This is a genomic window from Actinoplanes sp. NPDC026619, assembly GCF_040638295.1.
In the GTDB taxonomy this organism is placed as follows: Bacteria; Actinomycetota; Actinomycetes; order Mycobacteriales; family Micromonosporaceae; genus Actinoplanes.
In genome coordinates, this window is record NZ_JBEZYA010000017.1 from 173,862 (window position 1) to 197,660 (window position 23,799).

General features: G+C 69.9%; 13 protein-coding genes and 1 pseudogene. 10 read left to right on the forward strand and 4 right to left on the reverse strand.

From position 1 onward, the window contains the following. Window positions 1-3: 3 nt before the first annotated feature. Entirely contained in the window at window positions 4-5,274 is a 5,271-nt protein-coding gene (locus AB0E90_RS32450; RefSeq protein ID WP_360414510.1) for a peroxidase family protein, read from the forward strand. A 107-nt stretch (window positions 5,275-5,381) separates the two neighbouring features. Here the strand turns inward: AB0E90_RS32450 and ilvD are convergent, their stop codons facing one another. Next, window positions 5,382-7,229, reverse strand: a complete 1,848-nt coding sequence (ilvD, locus tag AB0E90_RS32455) for a dihydroxy-acid dehydratase (protein ID WP_360414513.1) — start codon at window positions 7,227-7,229, stop codon at window positions 5,382-5,384. A gap of 101 nt (window positions 7,230-7,330) precedes the next feature. On the opposite strand from ilvD, the gene AB0E90_RS32460 reads away from it, so the two are divergent. The 6 genes and pseudogenes from AB0E90_RS32460 to serA all read left to right on the forward strand — a co-directional run bounded on the left by AB0E90_RS32460 (window position 7,331) and on the right by serA (window position 16,350). Beyond that, window positions 7,331-9,682: a bifunctional diguanylate cyclase/phosphodiesterase gene (locus AB0E90_RS32460; protein ID WP_360414516.1), complete on the forward strand. Its 2,352-nt coding sequence runs from the start codon at window positions 7,331-7,333 to the stop codon at window positions 9,680-9,682. A gap of 153 nt (window positions 9,683-9,835) precedes the next feature. Beyond that, on the forward strand, window positions 9,836-11,662 hold the full coding sequence (locus tag AB0E90_RS32465; RefSeq protein ID WP_360414519.1) for an acetolactate synthase large subunit: 1,827 nt from the start codon (window positions 9,836-9,838) through the stop codon (window positions 11,660-11,662). Then, window positions 11,662-12,177 carry an acetolactate synthase small subunit gene (ilvN, locus tag AB0E90_RS32470; RefSeq protein WP_020518072.1) on the forward strand — a complete coding sequence of 172 codons (516 nt, stop codon included), beginning with the start codon at window positions 11,662-11,664 and terminating at the stop codon, window positions 12,175-12,177. Before AB0E90_RS32465 ends, ilvN begins: the two co-directional genes overlap by 1 nt. Window positions 12,178-12,225: 48 nt before the next feature. Next, window positions 12,226-13,254: pseudogene (gene ilvC / locus AB0E90_RS32475) on the forward strand (ketol-acid reductoisomerase); the annotation flags it as partial. Between the two features lie 154 nt (window positions 13,255-13,408). Next, a complete protein-coding gene (gene mpgS / locus AB0E90_RS32480) occupies window positions 13,409-14,650 on the forward strand; it encodes a mannosyl-3-phosphoglycerate synthase (protein ID WP_360414523.1) in 1,242 nt (413 codons plus the stop codon). A gap of 101 nt (window positions 14,651-14,751) precedes the next feature. Then, a complete protein-coding gene (gene serA, locus AB0E90_RS32485) occupies window positions 14,752-16,350 on the forward strand; it encodes a phosphoglycerate dehydrogenase (protein ID WP_360414526.1) in 1,599 nt (532 codons plus the stop codon). Here the strand turns inward: serA and AB0E90_RS32490 are convergent. Next, window positions 16,336-16,704, reverse strand: a complete 369-nt coding sequence (locus AB0E90_RS32490) for a hypothetical protein (protein ID WP_360414529.1) — start codon at window positions 16,702-16,704, stop codon at window positions 16,336-16,338. The genes serA and AB0E90_RS32490 overlap by 15 nt on opposite strands. Window positions 16,705-17,044: 340 nt before the next feature. Between AB0E90_RS32490 and AB0E90_RS32495 the strand changes: the two genes are divergently transcribed. After that, window positions 17,045-18,070 carry a 3-isopropylmalate dehydrogenase gene (locus AB0E90_RS32495; RefSeq protein ID WP_360414709.1) on the forward strand — a complete coding sequence of 342 codons (1,026 nt, stop codon included), beginning with the start codon at window positions 17,045-17,047 and terminating at the stop codon, window positions 18,068-18,070. A 74-nt stretch (window positions 18,071-18,144) separates the two neighbouring features. Continuing rightward, window positions 18,145-19,242 (forward strand): branched-chain amino acid aminotransferase, encoded by a 1,098-nt coding sequence (locus AB0E90_RS32500; RefSeq protein WP_360414532.1) that lies wholly within the window; start codon window positions 18,145-18,147, stop codon window positions 19,240-19,242. A gap of 718 nt (window positions 19,243-19,960) precedes the next feature. On the opposite strand, the gene AB0E90_RS32505 is transcribed toward AB0E90_RS32500, so the two are convergent. Next, on the reverse strand, window positions 19,961-20,689 hold the full coding sequence (locus AB0E90_RS32505) for a tyrosine-protein phosphatase (RefSeq protein WP_360414535.1): 729 nt from the start codon (window positions 20,687-20,689) through the stop codon (window positions 19,961-19,963). Between the two features lie 203 nt (window positions 20,690-20,892). On the opposite strand from AB0E90_RS32505, the gene cimA reads away from it, so the two are divergent. Then, complete coding sequence (gene cimA / locus AB0E90_RS32510) at window positions 20,893-22,479, forward strand: citramalate synthase (RefSeq protein ID WP_360414538.1); 1,587 nt, start codon at window positions 20,893-20,895, stop codon at window positions 22,477-22,479. Here the strand turns inward: cimA and thrS are convergent. Beyond that, entirely contained in the window at window positions 22,476-23,675 is a 1,200-nt protein-coding gene (gene thrS, locus AB0E90_RS32515) for a threonine--tRNA ligase (protein ID WP_360414541.1), read from the reverse strand. The genes cimA and thrS overlap by 4 nt on opposite strands. Window positions 23,676-23,799: the final 124 nt, after the last annotated feature.

The window sequence follows — 23,799 nt, forward strand, 5'->3', positions numbered from 1 at the left end:
CCCATGAGGTTCCGTTCCTGGCTCGCGATCGGTTCACTGCTCCCGACTCTCCTGGTCGCGGCACCGGCACAGGCATTTGCCCCGATCGGGCAAGGCTTCACGATCACCCCGGCCGACCTGGCGTACATCCTCAAACAGATCAAGATCGCCGAGGCGCACGTGGCCGGCACGAACAGCGTCACCGGCCCGTGCGGCGCGCTGCTCGCCCAGCTCGGCAGCCCTCTTCTCGCTCAGGGGCTGCGCACCGTCGACGGCTCGTGCAACAACCTGATCCCCGGCCAGAACAGCTACGGCGCGGCCGACCAGCTCTTCCCGCGGCTTGCCGACGCCAGTTTCCGGGCGGCCGAGAACAGCACGACCTACGCCGCCAAGGGCGTGGTCTACGACTCGCAGCCCCGGCTGATCAGCAACCTGATCGCCGACCAGACCGCCGGCAACCCGGCCGCGGTCGCCGCCGCCGGGGCCCCGGTGCGCAGCCAGTCCGGTTCGTCGACACCGGCCGGCGACGGGAGCACGCTGTTCATCCCGAACGTGACCACCGACGTCGGGCTGTCCGCGCCGTACAACTCGTGGTTCACGCTCTTCGGGCAGTTCTTCGACCATGGCGTCGACCAGACCGTCAAGGGCGGCGGCACGGTGATCGTCCCGCTGCGCGCCGACGACCCGCTGATCGCCGGCCCGGACCGGATCCCCGGCAACGCCGACGACCCGCGGCCGGGCGACGCCCGTTACGTCGCGCCGTCGATGCGCTTCATGGTGTTGACCCGCGCGGCCACCCAGCCCGGCGGCGTTCAGGAAGCCGAGAACACCGACACCCCGTGGGTCGACAACTCGCAGACCTACACGTCGCACGCCGCCCACCAGGTGTTTCTGCGCGAATACCGGCGGGACGCCACGACCACCGGCCGCCTGCTCGAAGGCGCCGCCGGCGGCCTGCCGACCTGGGCCGACGTCAAGCGGCAGGCCCGCGAAGTGCTGGGCCTCGCGCTGACCGACGCCGACGTGCTGGCCGTCCCGCAAGTCCTGGCGGATGCTTACGGGCGATTTGTCCCCGGCCCGGCTCGCGGCCTCCCTCAGTACGTCACCGCCACCGGTCTGGTCGAGGGCGACACCGCCAATCCGGTTCCGATCCCAGCGGGTGCGCTGCGGACGGACGCGCCGTTCCTCGGCGACATCGCGCACGATGCCGACCCGTCCTCGGGCCTTCGACCCGACGATGACTCCGTGGTCAGTCCGACCGTCGCCGCCGGCACCTACGACGACGAGCTGCTGGACACCCACTTCATCGCCGGTGACGGCCGGGTCAACGAGAACCTCGGCCTCACCGCCGTCCACCAGGTCTTCCACGCCGAGCACAACCGCCTGACCGGCGACATCGAGCGGGTCCTGACCGAGGACGGCACCGCGCTCGCCGACTGGCAGAGCTTCGACGGCACCTGGAACGGCGAACGAATCTTCCAGGCCGCCCGGTTCGTCAACGAGATGGAATACCAGCACCTGGTGTTCGAGGAGTTCGCCCGCAAGATCCAGCCGTCGATCAACGCGTTCCAGCCGTTCGCGTTCCCGCAGACCGACCTCAACCCGGCCATCTACGCCGAGTTCGCGCACGCCGTCTACCGCTTCGGGCACTCGATGCTGACCGAGACGATCGCCCGCACCCGGGAGGACGGCACCGACGACTCGGTGTCGCTGTTGGACGGTTTCCTCAATCCGGTCGCCTACACCGATGGCGGCACGCTCGGTCCTGAGGACGCCGCCGCCGAGGTGATCCGGGGCATGTCCGGCCAGGTCGGCAACGAGCTCGACGAGTTCATGACCGACACCCTGCGCAACAACCTGCTCGGCCTGCCGATGGACCTGGCCGCGGTGAACATCGCGCGCGGCCGCTCCGAGGGGGTGCCCCGGCTCAACCCGTTCCGCCGCACCCTGTACGCGAAGACCGGTGATACCCGGCTCAAGCCGTACACCAGCTGGATTGACTTTGGTGAACACCTGAAGCATCCGGAGTCGCTGGTCAACTTCGTCGCCGCCTACGGCACCTACCCGACGATTGCCGCCGCCACGACGGTGGCCGGCAAGCGCGAAGCGGCCCGCGTCCTCATCGAGGATGCGCCCAGCGGCGCGGCCGAGTTCCTCAACGCGACCAGCGGATCCGGCCTCGAGGATGTCGACCTGTGGATCGGCGGCCTCGCCGAGGTTACCGACCCGTTCGGCGGCCTGCTCGGCAGCACCTTCGGCTACGTCTTCGAGAACCAGCTGACCCGCCTGCAGGACGGCGACCGGCTCTACTACCTGGCCCGTACGCCTGGCATGAACCTGCGCACCCAGCTCGAGGGCAACTCGTTCGCCGAGCTGATCGGGCGCACCACCGGCGCCGGATTCCTGCGCGCCGACGCGTTCGCGACCAGCGACTGCGTCTTCGACCTGGCGCAGCTGACCGGCACCGGCAACCAGGTCACCGACGACCCGGCGACCACCTGCGACGAACACGCCCTGCTGATCCGCATGCCGGGCGGCACGATCCAGTACCGCGCCCGCAACAGCGTCGACAAGCCCGGCCTCAACGCGCAGTCGGTCTACCGCGGCACCGACGACCCCGACCGGGTGGTGGCCGGCAACGACAACGACACGATCTGGGGCGCCGAGGGCGACGACGTGCTCGAGGGCGGCGCCGGCAACGACGTGGCGCTGGGCGGCGAGGGCGACGACATCATCACCGACTCCGGCGGCGACGACATCCCCAAGGGCGGCCCCGGCAACGACGCGATCGCGGCCGGCCCCGGACTGGACATCGTCAACGCCGGCACCGGCAACGACTTCGCCGACGGCGGCGCCAACACCGATACGGTCTTCGCCGGCGAGGGCAACGATCTCGTCCTGGCCGGCGACGGCGAGGACGAGGTGTTCGGCGACTCCGGCGACGACTGGGCGGAGGGCGGCGACGGCGCCGACCTGCTGCAGGGCGACAGCGGCAACCTGTTCTTCCTGGACGACTCCAACAAGCCCGGCAACGACGTGCTGATCGGCCAGGGCGGCGACGACGACTACGACATGGAGGGCGGCGACGACATCGGGGTGCAGGGCCCCGGCATCGAGAAGAACGCCGGCGGCTCCGGCTGGGACTGGTCCATCGCGGCCGCCGCCGACCAGGGCGGCGACGCCCAGCCGATGGACTCCGACCTGGCCCTCCCGTTGACCCCGCTGGGCATTCCCGCGATCGGCGTCCGCGACCGCTACAACGAGGTCGAATCTCTGTCCGGCGGCGCCGGCGACGACACCCTGCGCGGCGACGACCTGGTCCCGGCGAACATCGGCGGCGGCGGCTTCATCGGCTGCGACGCCCTGGACGCCACCGGCATCGCCCGCATCAACGGCCTCGACCAGGTGGTGACGACGCTGCCGACGCCGGCATCGGCCGTCGGCAACGCCTCCGGCCGGGCCTGCGACCTGCACGGCAACGTCTGGGGCGCCGGCAACATCCTGCTCGGCGGCCCCGGCAACGACACCATCGAGGGCCGCGGCGGAGACGACCTCATCGACGGCGATCGTTACCTCACGGTCCGCCTGTCGGTCCGCGACGCGTCCGGCGCCGAGATCCGCACCGCCCGAAGCCTCACCGAGCTCCGCCCCGACATCCTTTCCGGCAAGATCAACCCCAACGACATCCATGTGGTACGGGATATCCAGACGTCCCCAACCACAGACCACGACGTAGCCGTGTTCACGGGTCCACGCGCCTCGTACACGATTACCCCGATCGCCGGCGGCGTTCTGGTCGCCGGTCCCGACGGCAACGACCCGGTCCGCAACGTGGAAACCCTGGAATTCGACGACGAATCCGTGGATGCCACCGGTTTCGTGGCCCGCCCCGCGGTGACCGCGATCGCCACCGACGCCGGCGCGACCGTCCTGCTGACCATCCCCACCGGCACCGCCGCGACCAGCCTGACCCTGCGCCGCGCGGCCGGCCCCACCACGACCGACACCGAGCTGGCCGCGGATGTCCGCACCGTGGACGTCACCGGCCTGACCAACGGCGTCCCGGTGACCTTCCAGATCCGCATCAACACCTCGGCCGGCCCCGGCGTGTTCTCGACGGCGTCGGACCCGGTGACTCCGCGGGCCGGCGCCACCCCGCCGGTCGCGACCGGCCCCGGCATCCCGGCGATCGGCACCGCGACCGTCGGCGACGAATCGGCCGTGGTGCGCTGGACGCCACCGGCTTCGGACGGCGGTTTCCCGATCATCGGCTACGAGATCCAGGCGGTCGACCCGGCCACCGAGGCCGCCGTGGCCGTGGATGCCGCCGCCCCCGATGCCACGTCGCTGACCATGTACGGCCTGACCAACGGCGTGCGCTACGCCTTCCGGGTCCGAGCCGTGACCGCCACCGGCGCGAGCGAGTTCTCCGCCCTGTCCGCTCCGGTCACCCCCGGCCCGGGCCCGTCAACCAGCGCGCCGGCGACGTCCCACCCACCGACGACCCAGCCGACCCAGCCGCCGACGACCCAGCCGACCCAGCCGCCGACGACCCAGCCGCCGACGACCCAGCCGACCCAGCCGCCGACAACGCAGCCGCCGACCCAGCTGCCGACCACCCAGCCGACTGCCCAGCCCACCACTCAGCCGACGACGATTCAGCCGCCGGCACCGACGGGCGGCCCGACAACACAGCCCACCACCAGCCCGCCGACCAGCCCGCCGGGTTCCGTCCCCGGAGCTCCCGCCCTGGGCGCGCTGAAAAGCGGAAACGGCACCGTGGTCGTGCGCTGGGCCGGTCCCGCGTCGACCGGCGGCTCACCGATCACCCGCTACGAGATCGAGGTGCTGGCGGCCGCGAACGGCGCACGGACGGGCGCGATCCGCAGCGCATCCGGGACCAGCCGGGAACTGACCGTGACCGGCCTGGCCAACGGAACCGCCTACCGCTTCCGGATCCGGGCATGGAACGCGTCCGGCGCCGGAGCGTGGTCAACGCCGTCGGCCCCGGTCGCCCCGCGAACCGTCCCCGGCGCACCCACCAGGGTCACGGCCCGTCCCGGCCCCCGAACCGTGACGATCTCCTGGTCCCCGCCGGCAAGCACCGGTGGCGCCGCGGTCACCGGCTACCGGGTCACCTGGCAGCCCGTGAACGGCGCGCCGGTGATCGTGACCCGCCCCGCGTCGGCGCGTTCGGCAACGTTGACCGTCAGGGGTTCCGGCCGCGTCACCGTCCAGGCGATCAACCCGGCGGGTGCGGGGAAGGGAGTCACCCTCGTCGTCCAGCCCCGCTGAGGCTGCCGATCATGGCGGCCGGAAGCGGCCGACGGCCGTGGCCACGCACCCAGTCGGTGCGTGGCCACGGTTGGTCGGAGCTGCGGTTGTGGAAGTTGATCGCCGTATTATTCCGGAACTTTTCGGTAAGCCCCGTCGCTGGCGCTGGTGGCCATCGAGGCGTAAGCGCGCAGCGCCGCCGAGACCGGACGGGTGCGGTCGACCGGTGTGTAGGGCTTCGGGCGGCGCTCCTGCTCGTGCCGGCGCTGAGCGAGGGTCTCGTCGTCGACGTGCAGCGAGATGCTGCGCCCCGGGATGTCGATGGTGATCTCGTCGCCGGTCTCGACGAGGGCGATGAGCCCGCCGGCGGCCGCCTCCGGAGAGACGTGGCCGATCGAGAGGCCGCTGGTGCCGCCGGAGAAACGTCCGTCAGTGATCAGTGCGCACGCCTTGCCGAGGCCGCGCCCCTTCAGGAAGGACGTCGGGTAGAGCATCTCCTGCATGCCCGGCCCGCCGCGTGGCCCCTCGTAGCGGATGACCACCACGTCGCCCTCGACAACTTCCTTGCCGAGGATGCCGGTGACCGCGTCGTCCTGGGATTCGAAGACCCGGGCCGGCCCGGTGAACTTCCAGATCGACTCGTCCACGCCGGCGGTCTTGACGACGCAGCCGTCCGGGGCGATGTTGCCGAAGAGGATGGCCAGACCACCGTCGACGGTGTAGGCGTGCTCGACCGAGCGGATGCAGCCCTCGACCGAGTCGGTGTCCAATTTTGCCCAGCGGTTTTCGGTGCTGAACGGCTGGGTGGTGCGCACCCCGCCCGGCGCCGCGTGGAAGAGCTCCAGCGCCTCGGCCGAGGGCGACCCGCCCCGGATGTCCCACTTGCCGAGCCAGGACGTCAGGTCGGGGGAGTGCACCGCCCGGACGCCGGTCTTGAGCGACCCGCCTCGGTGCAGCTCACCGAGCAGAGCCGGGATGCCGCCGGCCCGGTGCACGTCTTCCATGTGGTATTTCGGGCTGTTCGGCGCGACCTTGGACAGGCACGGCACCCGCCGGGAGATCGCGTCGATGTCCGACACGCTGAAGTCGAGCCCCGCCTCGCGGGCCGCCGCCAGCAGGTGCAGCACCGTGTTGGTGGAACCGCCCATCGCCACGTCGAGGGCCACGGCGTTTTCGAACGCGTCACGACTGGCGATCGAGCGCGGCAGGACCGACTCGTCGTCCTTCTCGTAGTACTCCTTGGCGATCTTGACGATCAGCCGGCCGGCCTCCTCGAAGAGAGCCTTGCGGGAGGCGTGCGTGGCCAGCGTCGACCCGTTGCCGGGCAGCGAGAGGCCGATCGCCTCGGTGAGGCAGTTCATCGAGTTGGCGGTGAACATGCCGGAGCACGAGCCGCAGGTCGGGCAGGCGGCGCGCTCGATGGTGTCGAGCTGGGCGTCGGTGACGTTTTCGTTGGCGCTGGCGCTCATCGCGTCGACCAGGTCGAGCTTCTCGTGCACGATGCCCTCGATCGCGACCGTCTTGCCGGCTTCCATCGGGCCGCCGGAGACGAAGACCGTCGGGATGTTGAGCCGCAGGGCGGCGATCAGCATGCCGGGGGTGATCTTGTCGCAGTTCGAGATGCAGACCAGGGCGTCCGCGCAGTGCGCGTTGACCATGTATTCCACCGCGTCGGCGATGAGCTCGCGGCTGGGCAGCGAGTAGAGCATGCCGCCGTGGCCCATCGCGATGCCGTCGTCGACGGCGATCGTGCTGAATTCGCGGCCGACACCGCCGGCCTCGGCGATGGAATCCGCGACGAGGCCGCCGAGGTCCTTGAGGTGCACGTGCCCGGGTACGAACTGGGTGTAACTGTTGGCAATCGCCACGATGGGCTTGCCGAAGTCGTCGTCGGTCATCCCGGTGGCGCGCCAAAGGGCACGCGCGCCGGCCATGGTCCGACCGTGGGTCGAGGTCCGGGAACGCAGGTCAGGCATTACCTCAGCATGCCACTCCGGTAAGGGGCGGCTGCCAGTTGCGTCCACAGCGCGGGATTTCAGGGCTCCCTATTCGGAGCGAGATCGGGCACAGTGTTCCCGTGCAATCACCGTCCGGCGTGGAGCTGGCCGGGCTGGCCGGTCTCCTGATCGCCGTCCCGGCCGTTGCCCTGCTGGGCAATTCCGGCCGCCGGCACACCGGCGCGGCCCGGCGGGCGCACCTCATCCTGGCTCTCGGCGGGGCGCTGGCCACCGCGGCGGCCCTCGCCGGGCTGATCAGCGCGCTGCTCACCGACGCGCCGGTGCCGCGCATCCACCTGGGCTCGGCGGTGGCGATCGGCACCGCGATCGGCACGCTCACCCTGCTGGTCGGCACGGCCGTGCTGCCCGGCGCGGCGGAGAGCCCGGGGGCGGCCCTGCGTCACCTGCTCGACGGCGTGGTCATCGCGGCGGCGTTCTGGTTCGTCGGCTGGGTGCTGCTCACCGAGCCCACCCACCTCCTCGGCGGCGCCACCCCGATGGCCTGCCCCTCGATCCTGGTCCCGGCCGGGCTCGCGGTGATCTCCCTGGGCCTGACCATCGTGCTGGCGCTGCACGCGCACCGGCCCCGGCTGACCACCGTGCGGGTGGCCGGCGGGGTGACCCTGGTGGCGATCGCAGCGGTGGCCCTGGGCGGCGGCATCTGCCAGGACCGCGACATCGACGTCCTGTGCGGCGCGCTGCTGCTGCCGGGCGGGCTGTTCATCATCGCCCGCGCGGTGAAGGTGGCCGACCGCCCGGTCGAGGTCGTCGGCGACGTCAGCGAGCGCGGCACCGCGTACGCGGTGGTGCCGATGTTCGCGATGGTCGCGGCGCTGGGCTGGCACCTGTCCCAGAGCGGCGAGTTCGACTTCTACGGCTACCTGGGCGCCAGCGTCGAGGGCTTCGCGCTGGTCGCCCGGCAATACCTGGCGCTCGGCGACGTGCGGCGATACACGCTGAAGCTGCGGCAGAGCGAGGCGCACTTCCGCGAGCTGGCCCACACCGACCCGCTCACCGGCCTGGCCAACCGGCGCGGCCTGCAGCGGGCGCTCAAGGAGTGCCAGTGCCCCGAGGAGCCGCTGGTGCTGGTCGGCATCGACCTCGACGGCTTCAAGACGGTCAACGACGTGCGCGGCCACGACGTGGGCGACGCGGTGCTGGTCGAGGTGGGCGAGCGGCTGCGGCGCAACCTGCTGGCCGGTGACGTGGCGGCCCGGCTCGGCGGCGACGAGTTCGCCATCCTGATGCGTGGCACGGCCGACGAGGCGACCCTCACCGCGCACCGGCTGCTGGCGGTGCTGGGGGAGCCGTACGAGGTGGAGGGCATTTCGATCTTCCTGTCCGCGAGCCTGGGCGTGGCCGACACCGGCGAGCTGATCCGCGACGCCGACCTGGCCCTGCGCTACGCCAAGCAGCGCGGGAAAAACCGGGTGGAGCGCTACCAGCCGCGTTACGACGAGCTGCTGCGCCGCCGGGGCACGCTGGAGAGCGAGCTGCGGCACGCGATCGACCGGGAAGAGCTGCGCCTGGTCTTCCAGCCGGTGGTGGCGCTGCCGTCGATGCGGCCGGTCGGGGCCGAGGCGCTGCTGCGCTGGCACCACCCGACGCTGGGCGCGGTCCGGCCGGACGAGTTCATCCCGGTGGCCGAGGAGGCCGGCCTGATCAACCGGATCGGCTCGTGGGTGCTCGACAACGCGTGCAAGCAGCTCGCCGACTGGCTGGCCAAGGGGCACGACGTCTGGGTGTCGGTCAACCTGTCGCCCAAGGAACTGCACGCCGCCGACTACGCGGGTCAGGTCGCCGACGTGCTGGCCGAGCACGGCGTGCCGCCGCAGCGACTGGTGCTCGAGGTGACCGAGCACGCGGTGGCCACCGACATGGACGAGCTGATCAGCCGCCTCGCCGAGCTGCGCACCACCGGCGTGCGGATCGCGCTCGACGACTTCGGGGCCGGCTATTCGTCGCTCAGCCAGTTGCGCACCCTGCCGGTCGACATCCTCAAGATCGACCGTTTGCTGGTGGCCGAGCCGGAGTCGCGCACCGGCGAGGCGGCGCCGCTCGTCGACGTGGTGGTCCGGCTCGGGCACCGGCTCGGTCTCGAGGTGCTGGCCGAGGGGATCGGCACGCCGGCGCAGCGGTCCTCGGTCGAGGAGGCCGGCTGTCGGCTCGGGCAGGGCTCGCTGTTCGGCTGGGGCGTGCCCGCCGAGCATCTGGAAGCTCAGTTGGACAGCCTCCGCACCGGCACCCGGCCGGTGCCGCAGCCCCGCAACGAGCCGCCGAAGGGCGCCGCGGCGCGCAGCCAGGTAGTGACGCTCGGGCCGGGAATGAAGCAGCTCAGAGCCGTTTTGCCGACCGATCCCACGTTCGGGTCGATGGTCGGTGATCAAAATGTGGGATCAGTTGACTCGCCGAGTGAGATGGGGCAAGGTTAGGTCCATGTGCTTCGCATCCCGAGTACTTAGTTGAGCGCACTCCTCCCGCAGTGATTTCGGTGAGGGTGCGCTAGGTCCCGTGCTTACAGCACGAGGGCCTTTTTTGTTGCTCAAGTACTGATGGATGACCATCCCGAGAAGGTTCGAATAGCCATGACGAGACCCACTCCCGAGACCCTCGCCCACCGAGCCAATCCGGCCACCGTCGCGGCCGGCGCCCCGGCTTCGGCCGTAGTCACTCCGGTGCCCACCTCCGGCGCCGGCGCTCTTGTTCGGTCGCTCGAGGCGCTCGGGGTCGAGGTCGTCTTCGGCATTCCGGGCGGGGCGATCCTGCCGGCCTACGACCCGCTGTTCGACTCGAAGGTCCGCCACATCCTGGTCCGCCACGAGCAGGGCGCCGGGCACGCCGCCACCGGCTACGCCCAGGCCACCGGCAGGGTCGGCGTCTGCATCGCGACCAGCGGCCCGGGCGCGACGAACCTGGTCACCCCGATCGCCGACGCCTACATGGATTCGGTGCCGATCGTCGCGATCACCGGCCAGGTCGCCCGGCCGTCGATCGGCACGGACGCCTTCCAGGAGGCGGACATCCAGGGCATCACCCTGCCGATCACCAAGCACAACTTCCTGGTGCAGACCCCGGAGGAGCTGCCCCGGATCCTGGCCGAGGCGTTCCACCTGGCCGCCACCGGCCGGCCCGGCCCGGTCCTGGTCGACATCCCCAAGGATGTCCTGCAGCTGCCGACCACGTTCGCCTGGCCGCCCACCCTCGACCTGCCCGGTTACCGGCCCACCCTGCACCCGCACGGCAAGCAGATCCGCGAGGCGGCCCGGCTGATCGCCGCCGCCCGCCGCCCGGTGCTGTACGTCGGCGGCGGCGTGCTCAAGGCCGGCGCCACCGAGGGGCTGAAGAAGCTGGCCGAGATGACCGGCATCCCGGTGGTCACCACGCTGATGGCCCTGGGCTCGTTCCCCGATTCGCACCCGCAGCACCTGGGCATGCCGGGTATGCACGGCACGGTCCCAGCGGTGTACGCGTTGCAGAAGTCCGACCTGCTGATCACCCTGGGCGCCCGCTTCGACGACCGGGTCACCGGCAAGCTGGACTCGTTCGCGCCGGACGCCAAGGTCGTGCACGCCGACATCGATCCGGCCGAGATCGGCAAGAACCGGCACGCCGACGTCCCGATCGTGGGCGACGCCCGGCACGTCATCGACGAGCTGATCGCCGCGGTGTCGGCGACGGCCGGCGGCATCAAGCAGTACGAGTCGTGGTGGGCGACCCTCAACGAGCTCCGCGAGCGTTACCCGCTGGGCTACGACGAGCCGACCGACGGCACCCTGGCCCCGCAGTACGTGATCCAGCGGATCGGCGAGCTGGTCGGCCCGGAGGCGATCTACGTGGCCGGCGTCGGCCAGCACCAGATGTGGGCCTCCCAGTTCATCCGCTACGAGAGGCCGGGCACCTGGCTCAACTCGGGCGGCGCGGGCACGATGGGCTACGCGGTTCCGGCCGCGATGGGCGCCAAGGTGGGCCGGCCGGACACGGCGGTCTGGGCGATCGACGGCGACGGCTGCTTCCAGATGACCAACCAGGAGCTGGCCACCTGCGCGCTGGAGGGCATCCCGGTCAAGATCGCCGTGATCAACAATGGCAACCTGGGCATGGTCCGGCAGTGGCAGACGCTCTTCTACGACGGTCGCTACTCCAACACCGAGCTGGGCACGCACAAGCACCGGATCCCCGACTTCGTGAAGCTGGCGGAGGCGCTGGGCTGCATCGGGCTGCGGTGTGAGTCCAAGGATGATGTTGACAAGATCATCAAGCAGGCCATGGAGATCAACGACGCCCCCGTGGTCATCGACTTCACCGTCGGCAAGGACGCCATGGTGTGGCCCATGGTCGCGGCCGGCACGAGCAACGACGAAATCATGTTCGCCCGGGACGTGCGCCCCAGCTTCGAAGAGGACGACCTGTAATGAACAAGCACACCCTCTCCGTGCTGGTCGAGAACAAGCCCGGTGTGCTCGCCCGGGTGAGTGGGCTCTTCTCCCGGCGCAGCTTCAACATCGACTCCCTGGCGGTGGGCGAGACGGAGAACCCGGACGTCTCCCGCATCACGATCGTGGTCAATGCCGACTCCTCACCCCTGGAGCAGGTGACCAAGCAGCTCAACAAGCTGGTGAACGTTCTGAAGATCGTCGAGCTGGACCCGCAGCAGTCGGTCCAGCGCGAGCTCCTGCTGGTCAAGGTGCGCGCCGACCGTGCGCAGCGGGGCCAGGTCCTCGAGACGGTGGAGCTGTTCCGGGCGAAGGTGATCGACGTCGCCCCGGACACCCTGACGATCGAGGCGACTGGCAACCCCGACAAACTGGACGCGTTGCTGCGCGACCTCGAGCCGTACGGCATCAAGGAGATGGTGCAGTCGGGTCTCGTGGCCATCGGCCGCGGCTCTCGCTCCATCACGACCGGCCCGGCGCTCCGCGCCGCCTAGACAAACGAAGCCCGTCCCTGCCCCGCCGCCGCCTTAACACGACTAAAGACTCAAAGGATTCAAATGACCGCGGAAGTTTTTTACGACGACGACGCCGACCTGTCGATCATCCAGGGCAAGAAGGTTGCCGTGATCGGCTACGGCAGCCAGGGCCACGCGCACTCGCTGTCGCTGCGTGACTCCGGCGTCGAGGTGGTCGTCGGGCTGCAGGAGGGCTCGAAGAGCCGGGCCAAGGCCGAGGAGCAGGGCCTCGAGGTCAAGACGCCGGCCGACGCGTCCGCCTGGGCCGACGTGATCATGGTGCTGGCGCCGGACACCGCGCAGCGCAAGATCTACACCGAGTCGATCGCCCCGAACCTGACCGCCGGCAAGGCGCTCTTCTTCGGCCACGGCCTGAACATCCGGTTCGGCCTGATCACGCCGCCGGCCGACGTGACCGTCGCGATGGTCGCCCCGAAGGGCCCCGGCCACCTGGTGCGCCGCCAGTACGTGGACGGCAAGGGCGTGCCGTGTCTGGTCGCCGTCGAGCAGGACCCGACCGGCGAGGGGCTCGCGCTCGCGCTCTCCTACGCGAAGGCGATCGGTGGCGCGCGGGCCGGCGTCATCAAGACCACCTTCACCGAGGAGACCGAGACCGACCTCTTCGGCGAGCAGGCGGTGCTCTGCGGCGGCACCGCGGCGCTGGTGCAGACCGGCTTCGAGGTGCTCACCGAGGCCGGCTACGCCCCGGAGATCGCCTACTTCGAGTGCCTGCACGAGCTCAAGCTGATCGTCGACCTGATGTACGAGGGCGGCATCTCCCGGATGCGTTACAGCGTCTCGGACACCGCCGAGTTCGGCGACTACGTCAGCGGCCCGCGGGTCATCAACGCCGAGACCAAGGCCGAGATGAAGCGGATCCTCGCCGACATCCAGTCGGGTGAGTTCACCCGCCAGCTGATCGAGGACGACGACAACGGCGGCCCGCTGCTCAAGAAGTACCGCGAGCAGGGCGCCAACCACCCCATCGAGGTCACCGGCAAGAAGCTGCGCGACATGATGAGCTGGGTCGACCGGCCGATCACCGAGACCGCCTGACGCTTCCCCTTCGGCGCCCGTCTTTGTTACAAAGGCGGGCGCCGAAGCATTTTCGAAACGTCCACGTTACGTCCCCCTTACCTTCGCGGTGTCGAAATAGAATTGTGCGTCATTCAGGTACATAGGAGGCCGGTCCGGCGGGTACATTCCCCGCATGCGACTGGCTGATTCTTTCCGGAGTGAGCGTTTCGGCGCGGTTCGGATTCACGAGCTGCAGCGGGTCATTGAGCTGGACTCGGGCGTGTCGGCCGGGCCCGGCAGTCGTATCGTCCCGACGGATGCGTTGCGCGCCGTCGAATCGCAAATGGTAATCGTCGTGCCCTGCATGAATGAGACACGAAGCGTCATCGAGGGAGTGCTCTCCGGCATTCCGCACGACTGTCTGATAGTTCTCGTGTCGAACAGCGACCGGGCCCCGGTGGACCGGTACGAGATCGAGGCGCAGACGGTCGAGCAGTTCTGCCGGCTGGCCGGGCGCTCGGCGATCACCGTGCATCAGCGCGACCCGGGCGTGGCCGGAGCGTTCAAGGCGGCCGGCATGCCCGAGCTGATCGACGACGCCGGCCTGGTCCGCAACGGCAAGGGCGAGGCCATGCTGATCGGCATGGCGCTGGCCGCCACGACCGGTCGGCGATACATCGGCTACGTGGACGCGGACAACTACGTGCCCGGTTCGGTCCACGAATACTGCAAGGTCTACGCGGCCGGGCTCTACCTGGCCGAATCGCCCTACTCGATGGTGCGCATCTCCTGGCACTCGAAGCCGAAGCTGCGCGACAACCGGCTGTTCTTCAGCCGAAAGGGCCGCAGTTCGCAGATCACCAACGAGTGGCTCAACCGCTTCCTGGCGGAATACTCCGGGTTCGGCACCGAGGTGATCGCCACCGGCAATGCGGGTGAGCATGCGATGACCCTCGACCTCGGCCTCAAGCTGCGCCTGGCCGGCGGTTTCGCGGTCGAACCGTACGAGTACCTGGACCTGTTCGAGCAGTTCGGCGGCGTGCTGGAGAGCACCAGTGCGGACGTCATGACCAATTCGGTCCCGGTGCTGCAGATCGAGACCCGCAATCCGCACTTCCACGACAACAAGGGTGAAGAGCACGTGCAGGGCATGCGGATGCAGGCCCTCAACGTGCTTTATCACTCGCCGGTGACGCTGCCGGCGGTCCGCCAGCAGATCATCGAGTTCATGATCGAGCAAGGTGCGCTCGGCCCCGGCCAGGAGCCGCCGCGCGAGCGGGTCTACCCGCCGGTCGGCACGCTCGATCTCGACCTGCTCTACGACGCGCTGGACGCCGAGGCGCTCAGCTTCCGGCAGCCGGACGGCCTGGCCGCGGCGGGTATGCCGGCGGCGCCGCCGATCGACCGCGCGGCGATCCCGCGGCGCGTTGCTTAGATGACAATCATGTGACGCCGGTCACAAATACGTGACGCGACGACGGGAGTCAGCGGCACCATACGAGCGCGGCACGCGTCGCGACAACGTATGGAGGGGCTTTGACTCCCGTCGTTCTGATCGCCGAGGAACTCGCCCCGTCCGCCATCGACGTGCTCGCCTATGACTTCGACGTCCGCCACGTCGACGGCACCGACCGGGCCGCCCTGCTCGCCGCCGTCGCCGAGGCCGACGCGCTGATCGTGCGCAGCGCCACCGCGGTCGACGCCGAGGTGTTCGCGGCCGGCGGGCTGCTGAAAGTCGTCGCCCGAGCCGGCGTCGGTCTCGACAACGTCGACGTGTCCGCCGCCACCGCCCGCGGTGTCATGGTGGTCAACGCGCCGACCAGCAACATCGTCTCGGCCGCCGAGCAGGCCATCGCCCTGCTGCTCGCGGTCGCCCGCAACACCGCCAGCGCCAGCCAGTCGCTCAAGCGCGGCGAGTGGAAGCGGGCCCGCTACACCGGCGTCGAGGTGCAGGGCAAAACCGTGGGCGTGGTCGGGCTCGGCCGGATCGGGGTGCTGTTCGCGCAGCGGATGGCGTCGTTCGGCACCCGGCTGATCGCCTACGACCCGTACATCCAGCCGGCCCGCGCCGCTCAGCTCGGCGTGCGGCTGGTCGGGCTCGAGGAGCTGATGCGGGAGAGCGACTTCATCTCGGTGCACCTGCCGCGTACACCGGAGACGTTCGGCCTGATCGGCGAGAAGGAGCTCGGCATGGTCAAGCCGGGCGTGCGGATCGTCAACGCGGCCCGGGGCGGCCTGATCGACGAGCAGGCCCTCGCGGTCGCGCTGGCCGAGGGCCGGGTCGCCGGGGCCGGCCTCGACGTGTTCGTCACCGAGCCGACCACCGAGTCGCCGTTGTTCGCCTTCGACAACGTGGTGGTCACCCCGCACCTGGGCGCGTCGACCGCGGAGGCGCAGGACAAGGCCGGCCTGTCGGTGGCGCGCAGCGTGAAGCTGGCGCTACAGGGGGAATTCGTGCCGGACGCGGTGAACGTGCAGGCCGGCGGGGTGGTGGACGAAGACGTACGCCCGCTGCTGTCGCTGGCCGAAAAGCTCGGCCGGGTCTTCACCGCGGTAGCCGGCGGCGTCGCGGCCAGCGTCACCGTGGAGGTGAGCGGGGAGATCGTCTCGCACGACGTCGGCGTGCTGAAATTGGCCGCCACCAAGGGCCTGTTCGCGTCGGTGGTCGACGAGCGGGTGACGTACGTCAACGCCCCCCAGCTCGCCGCCGACCGGGGCGTCGACGTCGAGCTCGCGATCAGCGAGGAGCCGTGCGATCACCTCAATCTGGTGACCGTGCGCGGCGCGCTGCCCGACGGCCGCCGGGTGAGCGTGGCCGGCACGCTGACCGTGACCGGCACCCGCGAGATCTGCAAGCTGACCGGCGTGGACGGGTTCGACATCGACCTGACCGCGCACGGAGTGCTGCTGTTCTTCCGGTACAGCGACCGGCCCGGCGTGATCGGTGCGATCGGCACACTGCTGGGCGAGTCGGGCGTCAACATCGCGGCCATGCAGGTGGCCCGCCGCGAGGCCGGCGGCGAGGCGCTGATGACCCTCACGCTGGACTCGTCGATCGACGCCGAGGTGCTCGCGGCGGTGGCCGAGGCGGTCGGGTCGGCCCGCGGCGCCCTGGTCGACCTACGAAGCGAATGACCTGGTCGGCGGCGGATAGACGGTGCCGTCCTGCAGGTCGAGCAGATCCAGGTTGAGTTCGGCGGCCAGCCTCTCGATCGTCTCCAGCACCACGTCCGGGCAGTTCTCGTCCAGCCGCATCTCGATGTGGTCGGCGGCGGCGTGCAGCGGCGCATGGGCCCAGGGCGAGCCGGGCAGCGAGGCACGGGGGCCCCGGTCGGGATAATGGCTGGTCAGGGCGTCATAGAAGGCGACGACGCGGGGGTCGGCCGGGCGTTGCGGGTGCTCCCCGCGCGCGCAACGGGCGTTGGCGTCCCGCACCGCGTCCGGCGGGTCCGTCTTGTCCATCGCCCACACCACTAGGTCGAAACTCACCGGCGCATGGTGCCATCACGGCGGGCGACACGCGGGAAGAAACGGCGGCGACACGCGGGGGATGCGTCTTGCGCGTCATTAGTCCGCATCGCTAGCGTTGTCCCCGTCGTGCAGCCCGCAGGCGGGCCCGTCTTCGGGTGACGTGTCTGCCGCCGCGCGCCGCGCGACTGTGAATCCGGCGAGACCAAGCCACGCGTCATCGTCGCAGCAGCCCCCGACCGTTTGCCGCGGTGCGGGGGCTGTTCGCGTCTCGGGCCTTGGGACCGCGTTACCGTAGATCGGGACGCGGGTCTAGCCTTGGGCCCGTCTGGAGTACGACTCGAGGGAGCTAAAAGTGAGCGTGGCGCGGATCGCGGTGGTGGCCGGCGACGGCATCGGAACCGAAGTAACCGCCCAGGCCCGAAAGGTCATCGAGGCCGTGCTCCCGGGCACCGAGTTCGACGACTACGACCTCGGCGCCCGCTTCTACAACCGCACCGGCGAGGTCCTGCCGCAGGCCATCGAGGACGAGTTGGCCCGCCACGACGCCATCCTGCTCGGCGCGATCGGTGACCCGAGCGTCCCGCCGGGCGTCCTCGAGCGCGGCCTGCTGCTGAAGCTCCGCTTCGACTTCGACCAGTATGTAAACCTGCGCCCGTCGAAGCTCTGGCCCGGCACCACCAGCCCGCTGTCCGGCCTCAAGCCCGGCGAGATCGACATGGTCGTGGTCCGCGAGGGCACCGAGGGCCTCTACGTCGGCGCCGGCGGCGTCCTGCACAAGGACACCCCCGCCGAGATCGCCACCGAGGAAAGCCTCAACACTCGGTACGGCGTGGAGCGCGTCGTCCGGGACGCGTTCGCCCGCGCCCAGCGCCGCGAGCGCCGCCATCTCACCCTGGTGCACAAGACCAACGTGCTGACCAAGGCCGGCAGCCTCTGGGCGCGCACGTTCGCCGCCGTCGCCGCCGAGTTCCCCGAGGTCACCACGGAATACCAGCACGTCGACGCGGCCAGCATGTTCATGGTCAGCAACCCGCAGCGGTTCGACGTGGTGGTCACCGACAACCTCTTCGGCGACATCATCACCGACATCGCCGCGGCCGTGACCGGCGGCATCGGCATGGCCGCCAGCGGCTCGGTCAACCCGGAGCGCAAGTTCCCGTCGACCTTCGAGCCGGTGCACGGCTCCGCGCCGGACATCGCCGGCAAGGGCATCGCCGACCCGGCCGCCGCCATCCTCTCCGCCGCCCTGCTCCTCGAGCACCTGGGCCACGAGGACGAGGCCCGCCGCGTCTCCGAGGCGGTCGCCGCCGAGGTGGCCGGCCGCACCCCCGGCGCCGACCTGCGCACCGACGAGGTCGGCGACCGCGTCGCTGCCGCCCTCTGAGCGTTGTCTTAACGGGCGTTCGGGGTATCTTCAGGTGCACCTTCCCTTACGCCTAGAAAGCAGGTCGCCGAACCATGAGCGGTGGTGACAACCTCGATTTCGAGATCCGTCCGAACCCGGCGCCCGTAGCCGCCGCCGAACGCGACGCGCTGCTGGTCAACCCCGGTTTTGGGCGCATCTTCACCGACCACATGGTCACGGTGCGCTACGCCGAAGGCAAGGGTTGGTACGACGCACGCGTCGAGGCCCGGGCGCCGATCTCGGTCGACCCCGCATCCGCGGTGCTGCACTACGCGCAGGAGATCTTCGAGGGCCTCAAGGCGTACAAGATGGCCGATGGTGGGGTGGCGATGTTCCGCCCCGACGCCAACGGCGCCCGGTTCGCCCAGTCGGCGAAGCGGATGGCGATGCCGCAGCTGCCCGAGCCCGCGTTCCTGCAGTCGCTGCGCGAGATGATCCGGATCGACCAGGAGTGGATCCCGCAGAGCGACGAGGGCAGCCTCTACCTGCGCCCCTTCGCGTACGCGAGCGAGGTCTTCCTCGGCGTCCGCCCCGCACTCGAATACCTCTACCTGGTGATCGCGTCCCCGGTCGGCGCCTACTTCTCCGGCGGCGTCAAGCCGGTCTCGGTGTGGGTCAGCCCCGACTTCACCCGGGCCGCGCCCGGCGGCACCGGCGCGGCGAAGTGCGGCGGCAACTACGCGGCCGGCCTCTCCGCCCAGGCCGAGGCGATTGAAAACGGCTGCGACCAGGTCGTCTACCTCGACGCCGTGCAGCGAAAATATGTCGACGAGCTGGGCGGCATGAACGTCGTCTTCGTCCTCGACGACGGCAGCCTGGTCACCCCGCCGCTGACCGGCACCATCCTGCCGGGAATCACCCGCGACTCGGTGCTCAAGCTCGCCCAGCGGGCCGGCCGCCGCGTCGAGGAACGCCCGGTCAGCATCGACGAGTGGCGCGAGGGCGCCGCTTCGGGCCGCATCCGCGAGGCCTTCGCCTGCGGCACCGCCGCCGTGATCACCCCGATCGGCACGATCAAGTCCCCCGACTTCGAGTTCACGGTCGCCGACGGCGGCTCCGGCCCGGTGACGATGGCCCTCCGCAAGGAACTGGTCGACATCCAGCGAGGCCGCGCCGAAGACCCGTTCGGCTGGGTCCACCGAGTCCTCTAAGGGCTTTCGCTTCTTCGGGCCGGCGGCGGCCTTCGGGGTTGGGATTTCCTACGCTTGGACGGTTGGGGCCGGGGTGACCCCACACCAACGGTGGAGCGCTTTTATGTTGGTGCGGGGTCACCCCGGCCCCAACCTCGCGTGGGATCAAGCGACGGCCAGGCGATGGCTTGCTCACCGCTGGGTGCCTGGCTGGGCTTGGCGTTCACCTCCGGCGCGGTGGTCTGGCTGCCGCGCGGTGGCGACGCCGGGCGCTCCGCTCGGGCAGGCCGAGCCGGGTGGTGGGCTCCGCGACGCACCTCGCCGCCTACGGCCATAGCAGGCAAGCTCAAAGCCCAAGCCACCTTCTCAACTCACCGACTAGTGCTTCGATCGATACGGCGGCGACGACAGCACCACTGATGCGGAGACTCGGCCCTGCCTGGTGCCACCTGGAGCTCTTTCTCTCGGCCGTAAGCGGCGCGGTGCGCCGCCGGACCCACTACCCAGCGCGGCCTGCCCGCCGGAATCTCCGGCCGTTGCCACCGCGCGGCAGCCAGATTCCGCAGCGAAGGGGGACCGCTCAGCCCGGCCAAACACGCAGCGGCGAGTAAGCCAAAGCCTGGCCGTCACGTGTTCCCCGCGAGGTTGGGGCCGGGGTGACCCCGCACCAACATAAAAACGCTCCACCGTTGGTGTGGGGTCACCCCGGCCCCAACCGTCCCAGCGTGAGCGAAAGGCACTACGACAGGAGGTGGCCCCGCATGGCGTCGATCTCCTTGTCGAGCATGCCGATCTCGCGGACGTAGTTCTCGATCGAACCGTGCAAGGCGCGCAAGTCGGACAGGAACATCAGCATGGCGCCCGGGGGCGAGTCGAACATGTGCTCGTTGCCGAGGACCGCTGACGGGTGGTTCTCCATCAGGTAGTCGGTGAGGCGCTTCATCGACGACGTGGTCAGCGCGTAGTCGGCCGCGATGTCCTCGTCGGACACGCCCAGCAGGGACAGCGTCAGTGCGCAGACCGTGCCGGTGCGGTCCTTGCCGGCCATGCAGTGCACGATCACCGGCGCGCGCGACGCGTCGGCGATGATGCGCAGTGAGGCGAGCAGTGCTTCCTGGCCGTCCTCGGCGAAGTTCAGGTAGCGGTCGGCCAGCCAGCGCTCGTGGACGACGTCGGACGGGTGGTCGATCTCTTCCCAGTCGACGTGCTCGAGCACGAGATTGCGGTAGTCGAGGCCGTAGCGTTCGGCCACCCGGCCGTACCGCTCGATCTCGTGCGGGCGCCTCAGGTCGATCACGGTGCGGACACCGAGGGCGGCGAAGGCGGAGGCATCCTCGTCGCCGATGCGGTGCAGCGCGTCCGAGCGGAAGAGTCGCCGCCAGCGCACGGTGCGGCCGTCGAGTCCGGCGTAACCGCCGACGTCACGGAAGTTGTACGTCTTGGAAAATCCGAGATTCCGCGTCTCCACACCCCCAACCTAGTCTCGAAAGGTGGAACAACGCTTCCCACGGCAGCCGAGAGTGGCATGCTTCATCTCGTGACCCACTCCGTGCTGATTATTGGCACCTAGCGCGCCGGCTGACTCTTCGCCGACGTGCTGACCTCCCGCATCCGCGGGGGGTCTTTTTGTTGGGCCCGCCAAGAAACAATCCTCGGAAAGGGATTTCCCCCATGGACTACCAGGTCTTCGACACCACGTTGCGCGACGGCGGGCAACGCGAGGGAATCAGCTACTCGGTCGCCGACAAGCTCGCGGTGGCGAAGCTGCTGGACGAGTTCGGTGTGGGCTTCATCGAGGGCGGCTGGCCCGGCGCCATGCCGAAGGACACCGAGTTCTTCGAACGGGCCAAGACCGAGCTGGACCTCAAGAACGCGCTGCTCGTCGCGTTCGGCGCGACCCGCAAGGCCGGTGTCGCGGTGGAGGCGGACAAGCAGGTCAAGGCGCTGCTCGACGCCGAGACCCCGGTGGTCTGCGTGGTCGCCAAGTCGGACATCCGGCACGTCGAGCGGGCCCTGCGCACCACCGGCGACGAGAACCTGGCGATGGTCCGCGACACCGTTCGCCACCTCAAAGAAAACGGCCGCCGGGCGTTCGTCGACTGCGAGCACTTCTTCGACGGCTTCCGCTACGACCCGGCGTACACGGCAAGTGTGGTGAAAGCCGCGATCGACGCCGGCGCCGAGCGGGTCGTCATGTGTGACACCAACGGCGGCATGCTCCCGTCGATGATCACCAAGGCGATCGAGGAGGTCGTCGAGCGCACCGGCGTCAGCGCCGACCAGCTCGGCATCCACTGCCAGAACGACACGTCCTGCGCGGTCGCCAACACGATCGCCGCCGTCGAGGCGGGCGTGAAGCATTTCCAGTGCACCGCGAACGGTTACGGCGAGCGTCCGGGCAACGCCGACCTGTTCGCGACGGTCAGCAACGTACAGCTCAAGCTCGGGGTTCAGGTCCTACCGGACGGCTGCCTCGAGAAGGCGACGCGGGTCTCGACCGCGCTCGCCGAGATCGCCAACATCGCCCCCGACACCCACCAGGCTTACGTCGGGGCCGCGGCTTTCGCTCACAAGGCGGGGTTGCACGCGAGCGCGATCAAGGTGGATCCGCTGCTCTACAACCACGTCGACCCGTCGGTTGTCGGCAATGACATGCGGATCCTGGTGACGGAGATGGCCGGCCGGGCCAGCATCGAACTCAAGAGTCGCGAGCTCGGACTGGAGCTGGCCGGCCACCCGGACGCCGTCACCACGATCACCCAGAAGGTGAAGGACCTGGAAGCCGGCGGCTGGTCGTTCGAGGCCGCGGACGCCTCGTTCGAGCTGCTGGTGCGGGGTGAGCTGCCGGGCGAGGGCTACGCCCGCCCGTTCAACCTGGAGTCCTACCGGGTGCTGGTCGAGCATCGCGAGGACGGCTCGGTGGTCTCCGAGGCGACCGTCAAGGTGCGGGTCCGCGGCGAGCGGGTGATCGCGACGGCCGAGGGGAACGGCCCGGTCAACGCGCTCGACGAGGCGCTGCGGGTGGCGCTGTCGCAGCACTACCCGCAGCTCAAGACCGTCGAGCTGACCGACTACAAGGTGCGCATCCTGGAGGGCAGCCACGGCACCAACGCGGTCACCCGGGTGCTGCTGGAGACCGGCGACGGCAACCGCGACTGGACCACCGTGGGCGTGCACGAGAACATCGTCGAGGCCAGCTGGGTCGCTCTGGTCGACGCACTGACCTACGGCCTTGCCCGCACGTCGACGGCGGCCTAGAGCGGCAGCCGCCCGGCGGAGGCGATCAGCGCGATCGCTTCCGCCGCCGGCATCGCCGGCAACTGACGTCCGTCCCGCAAGCGAAGAGCGATCAGGTTTTCCGCCACCTCCCTCTCTCCGACGATGCCGATATACGGAATTTTCCGGTCCCCAACCGCAGCTCGGATCCGCGCGCCGAGCGAGCCGTCCTCGTGCACCTCGGCGCGTACCCCGGCCTCGACCGCCGCGACCGCGAATCCCCGCGCCGCCTCGGCCTGGCCCGCCCCGAGTGGCAGCACGTCCAGCTGCACCGGCGCATACCAGGCCGGGAACGCCCCCTGATGCACCTCGATCAGATGCCCGAAGAGCCGCTCCATCGACCCGATCAGGCTCTGGTGCACCATGACCGGTCGTTCCCGTCCACCGTCCGCGGCCACGAACGACAGGTCGAAGGCGGCCGGCTGGTGGAAGTCGATCTGAATGGTGGCGAGGGTCCATTCGCGCCCGGCCGAGTCCTCGATCTGCACGTCGATCTTCGGCCCGTAGAACGCCGCTTCGCCCGGTGCTTCGTTGTAGTCGACCCCGGCCAAAGCCCCCCGCAAGAGGCTTTCGGCCCGTGCCCACATAGCGTCGTCCCCGGCATACTTGCCCCCATCACCGCGCAGCGACAGCCGGAAGGCAGCCGGCTCGAAGCCCAGCGCGGCATGGGAGACACGCATCAGCCGCAGCACCGCGGCCACCTCATCGCCCACCTGGTCAAGGGCGCAGAAGTTATGGGCGTCGTCGAGCTGGATCGACCGCACCCGGGCCAGTCCGCCGAGCACTCCGGAGCGCTCGGCGCGATACATCGGCCCGACCTCGGCGATCCGCATCGGGAGATCGCGGTAGGAGCGCTGCCGTGACTTGAAGATCAATGCGTGGTGCGGACACTGCGACGGCCGCAGCACCAACTCGTCGCCACCGAGCCGCATCGGCGGGAACATGTCGTCGGCGAAGTTCTGCCAGTGCCCCGACATCTCGTACATCTGGCGCTTGCCCAGAGCGGGGGAGTGCACGTGCCGGTAGCCGTGCCGGCGTTCAATTTCATAGAGATAGGACTCGACCGCGTGGCGCGCGGCGGCGCCGTCGGGCAGCCAGAACGGCAGGCCCGCACCGATCAGCGGATCGGAGTCGAAGAGGTCGAGCTCGCGCCCGAGCTTGCGGTGGTCGACAGACATTGGGGCTCCTCGCGGGAATGGGCGAGACCCCAGGCTCCGGGCATCTCGCCCGGAGTTGGCTGATCAGGTCAGCGAAGATCAACGCCGGGTGGAACCGGCGTCGTCGTCACGAACCTGCGCATCA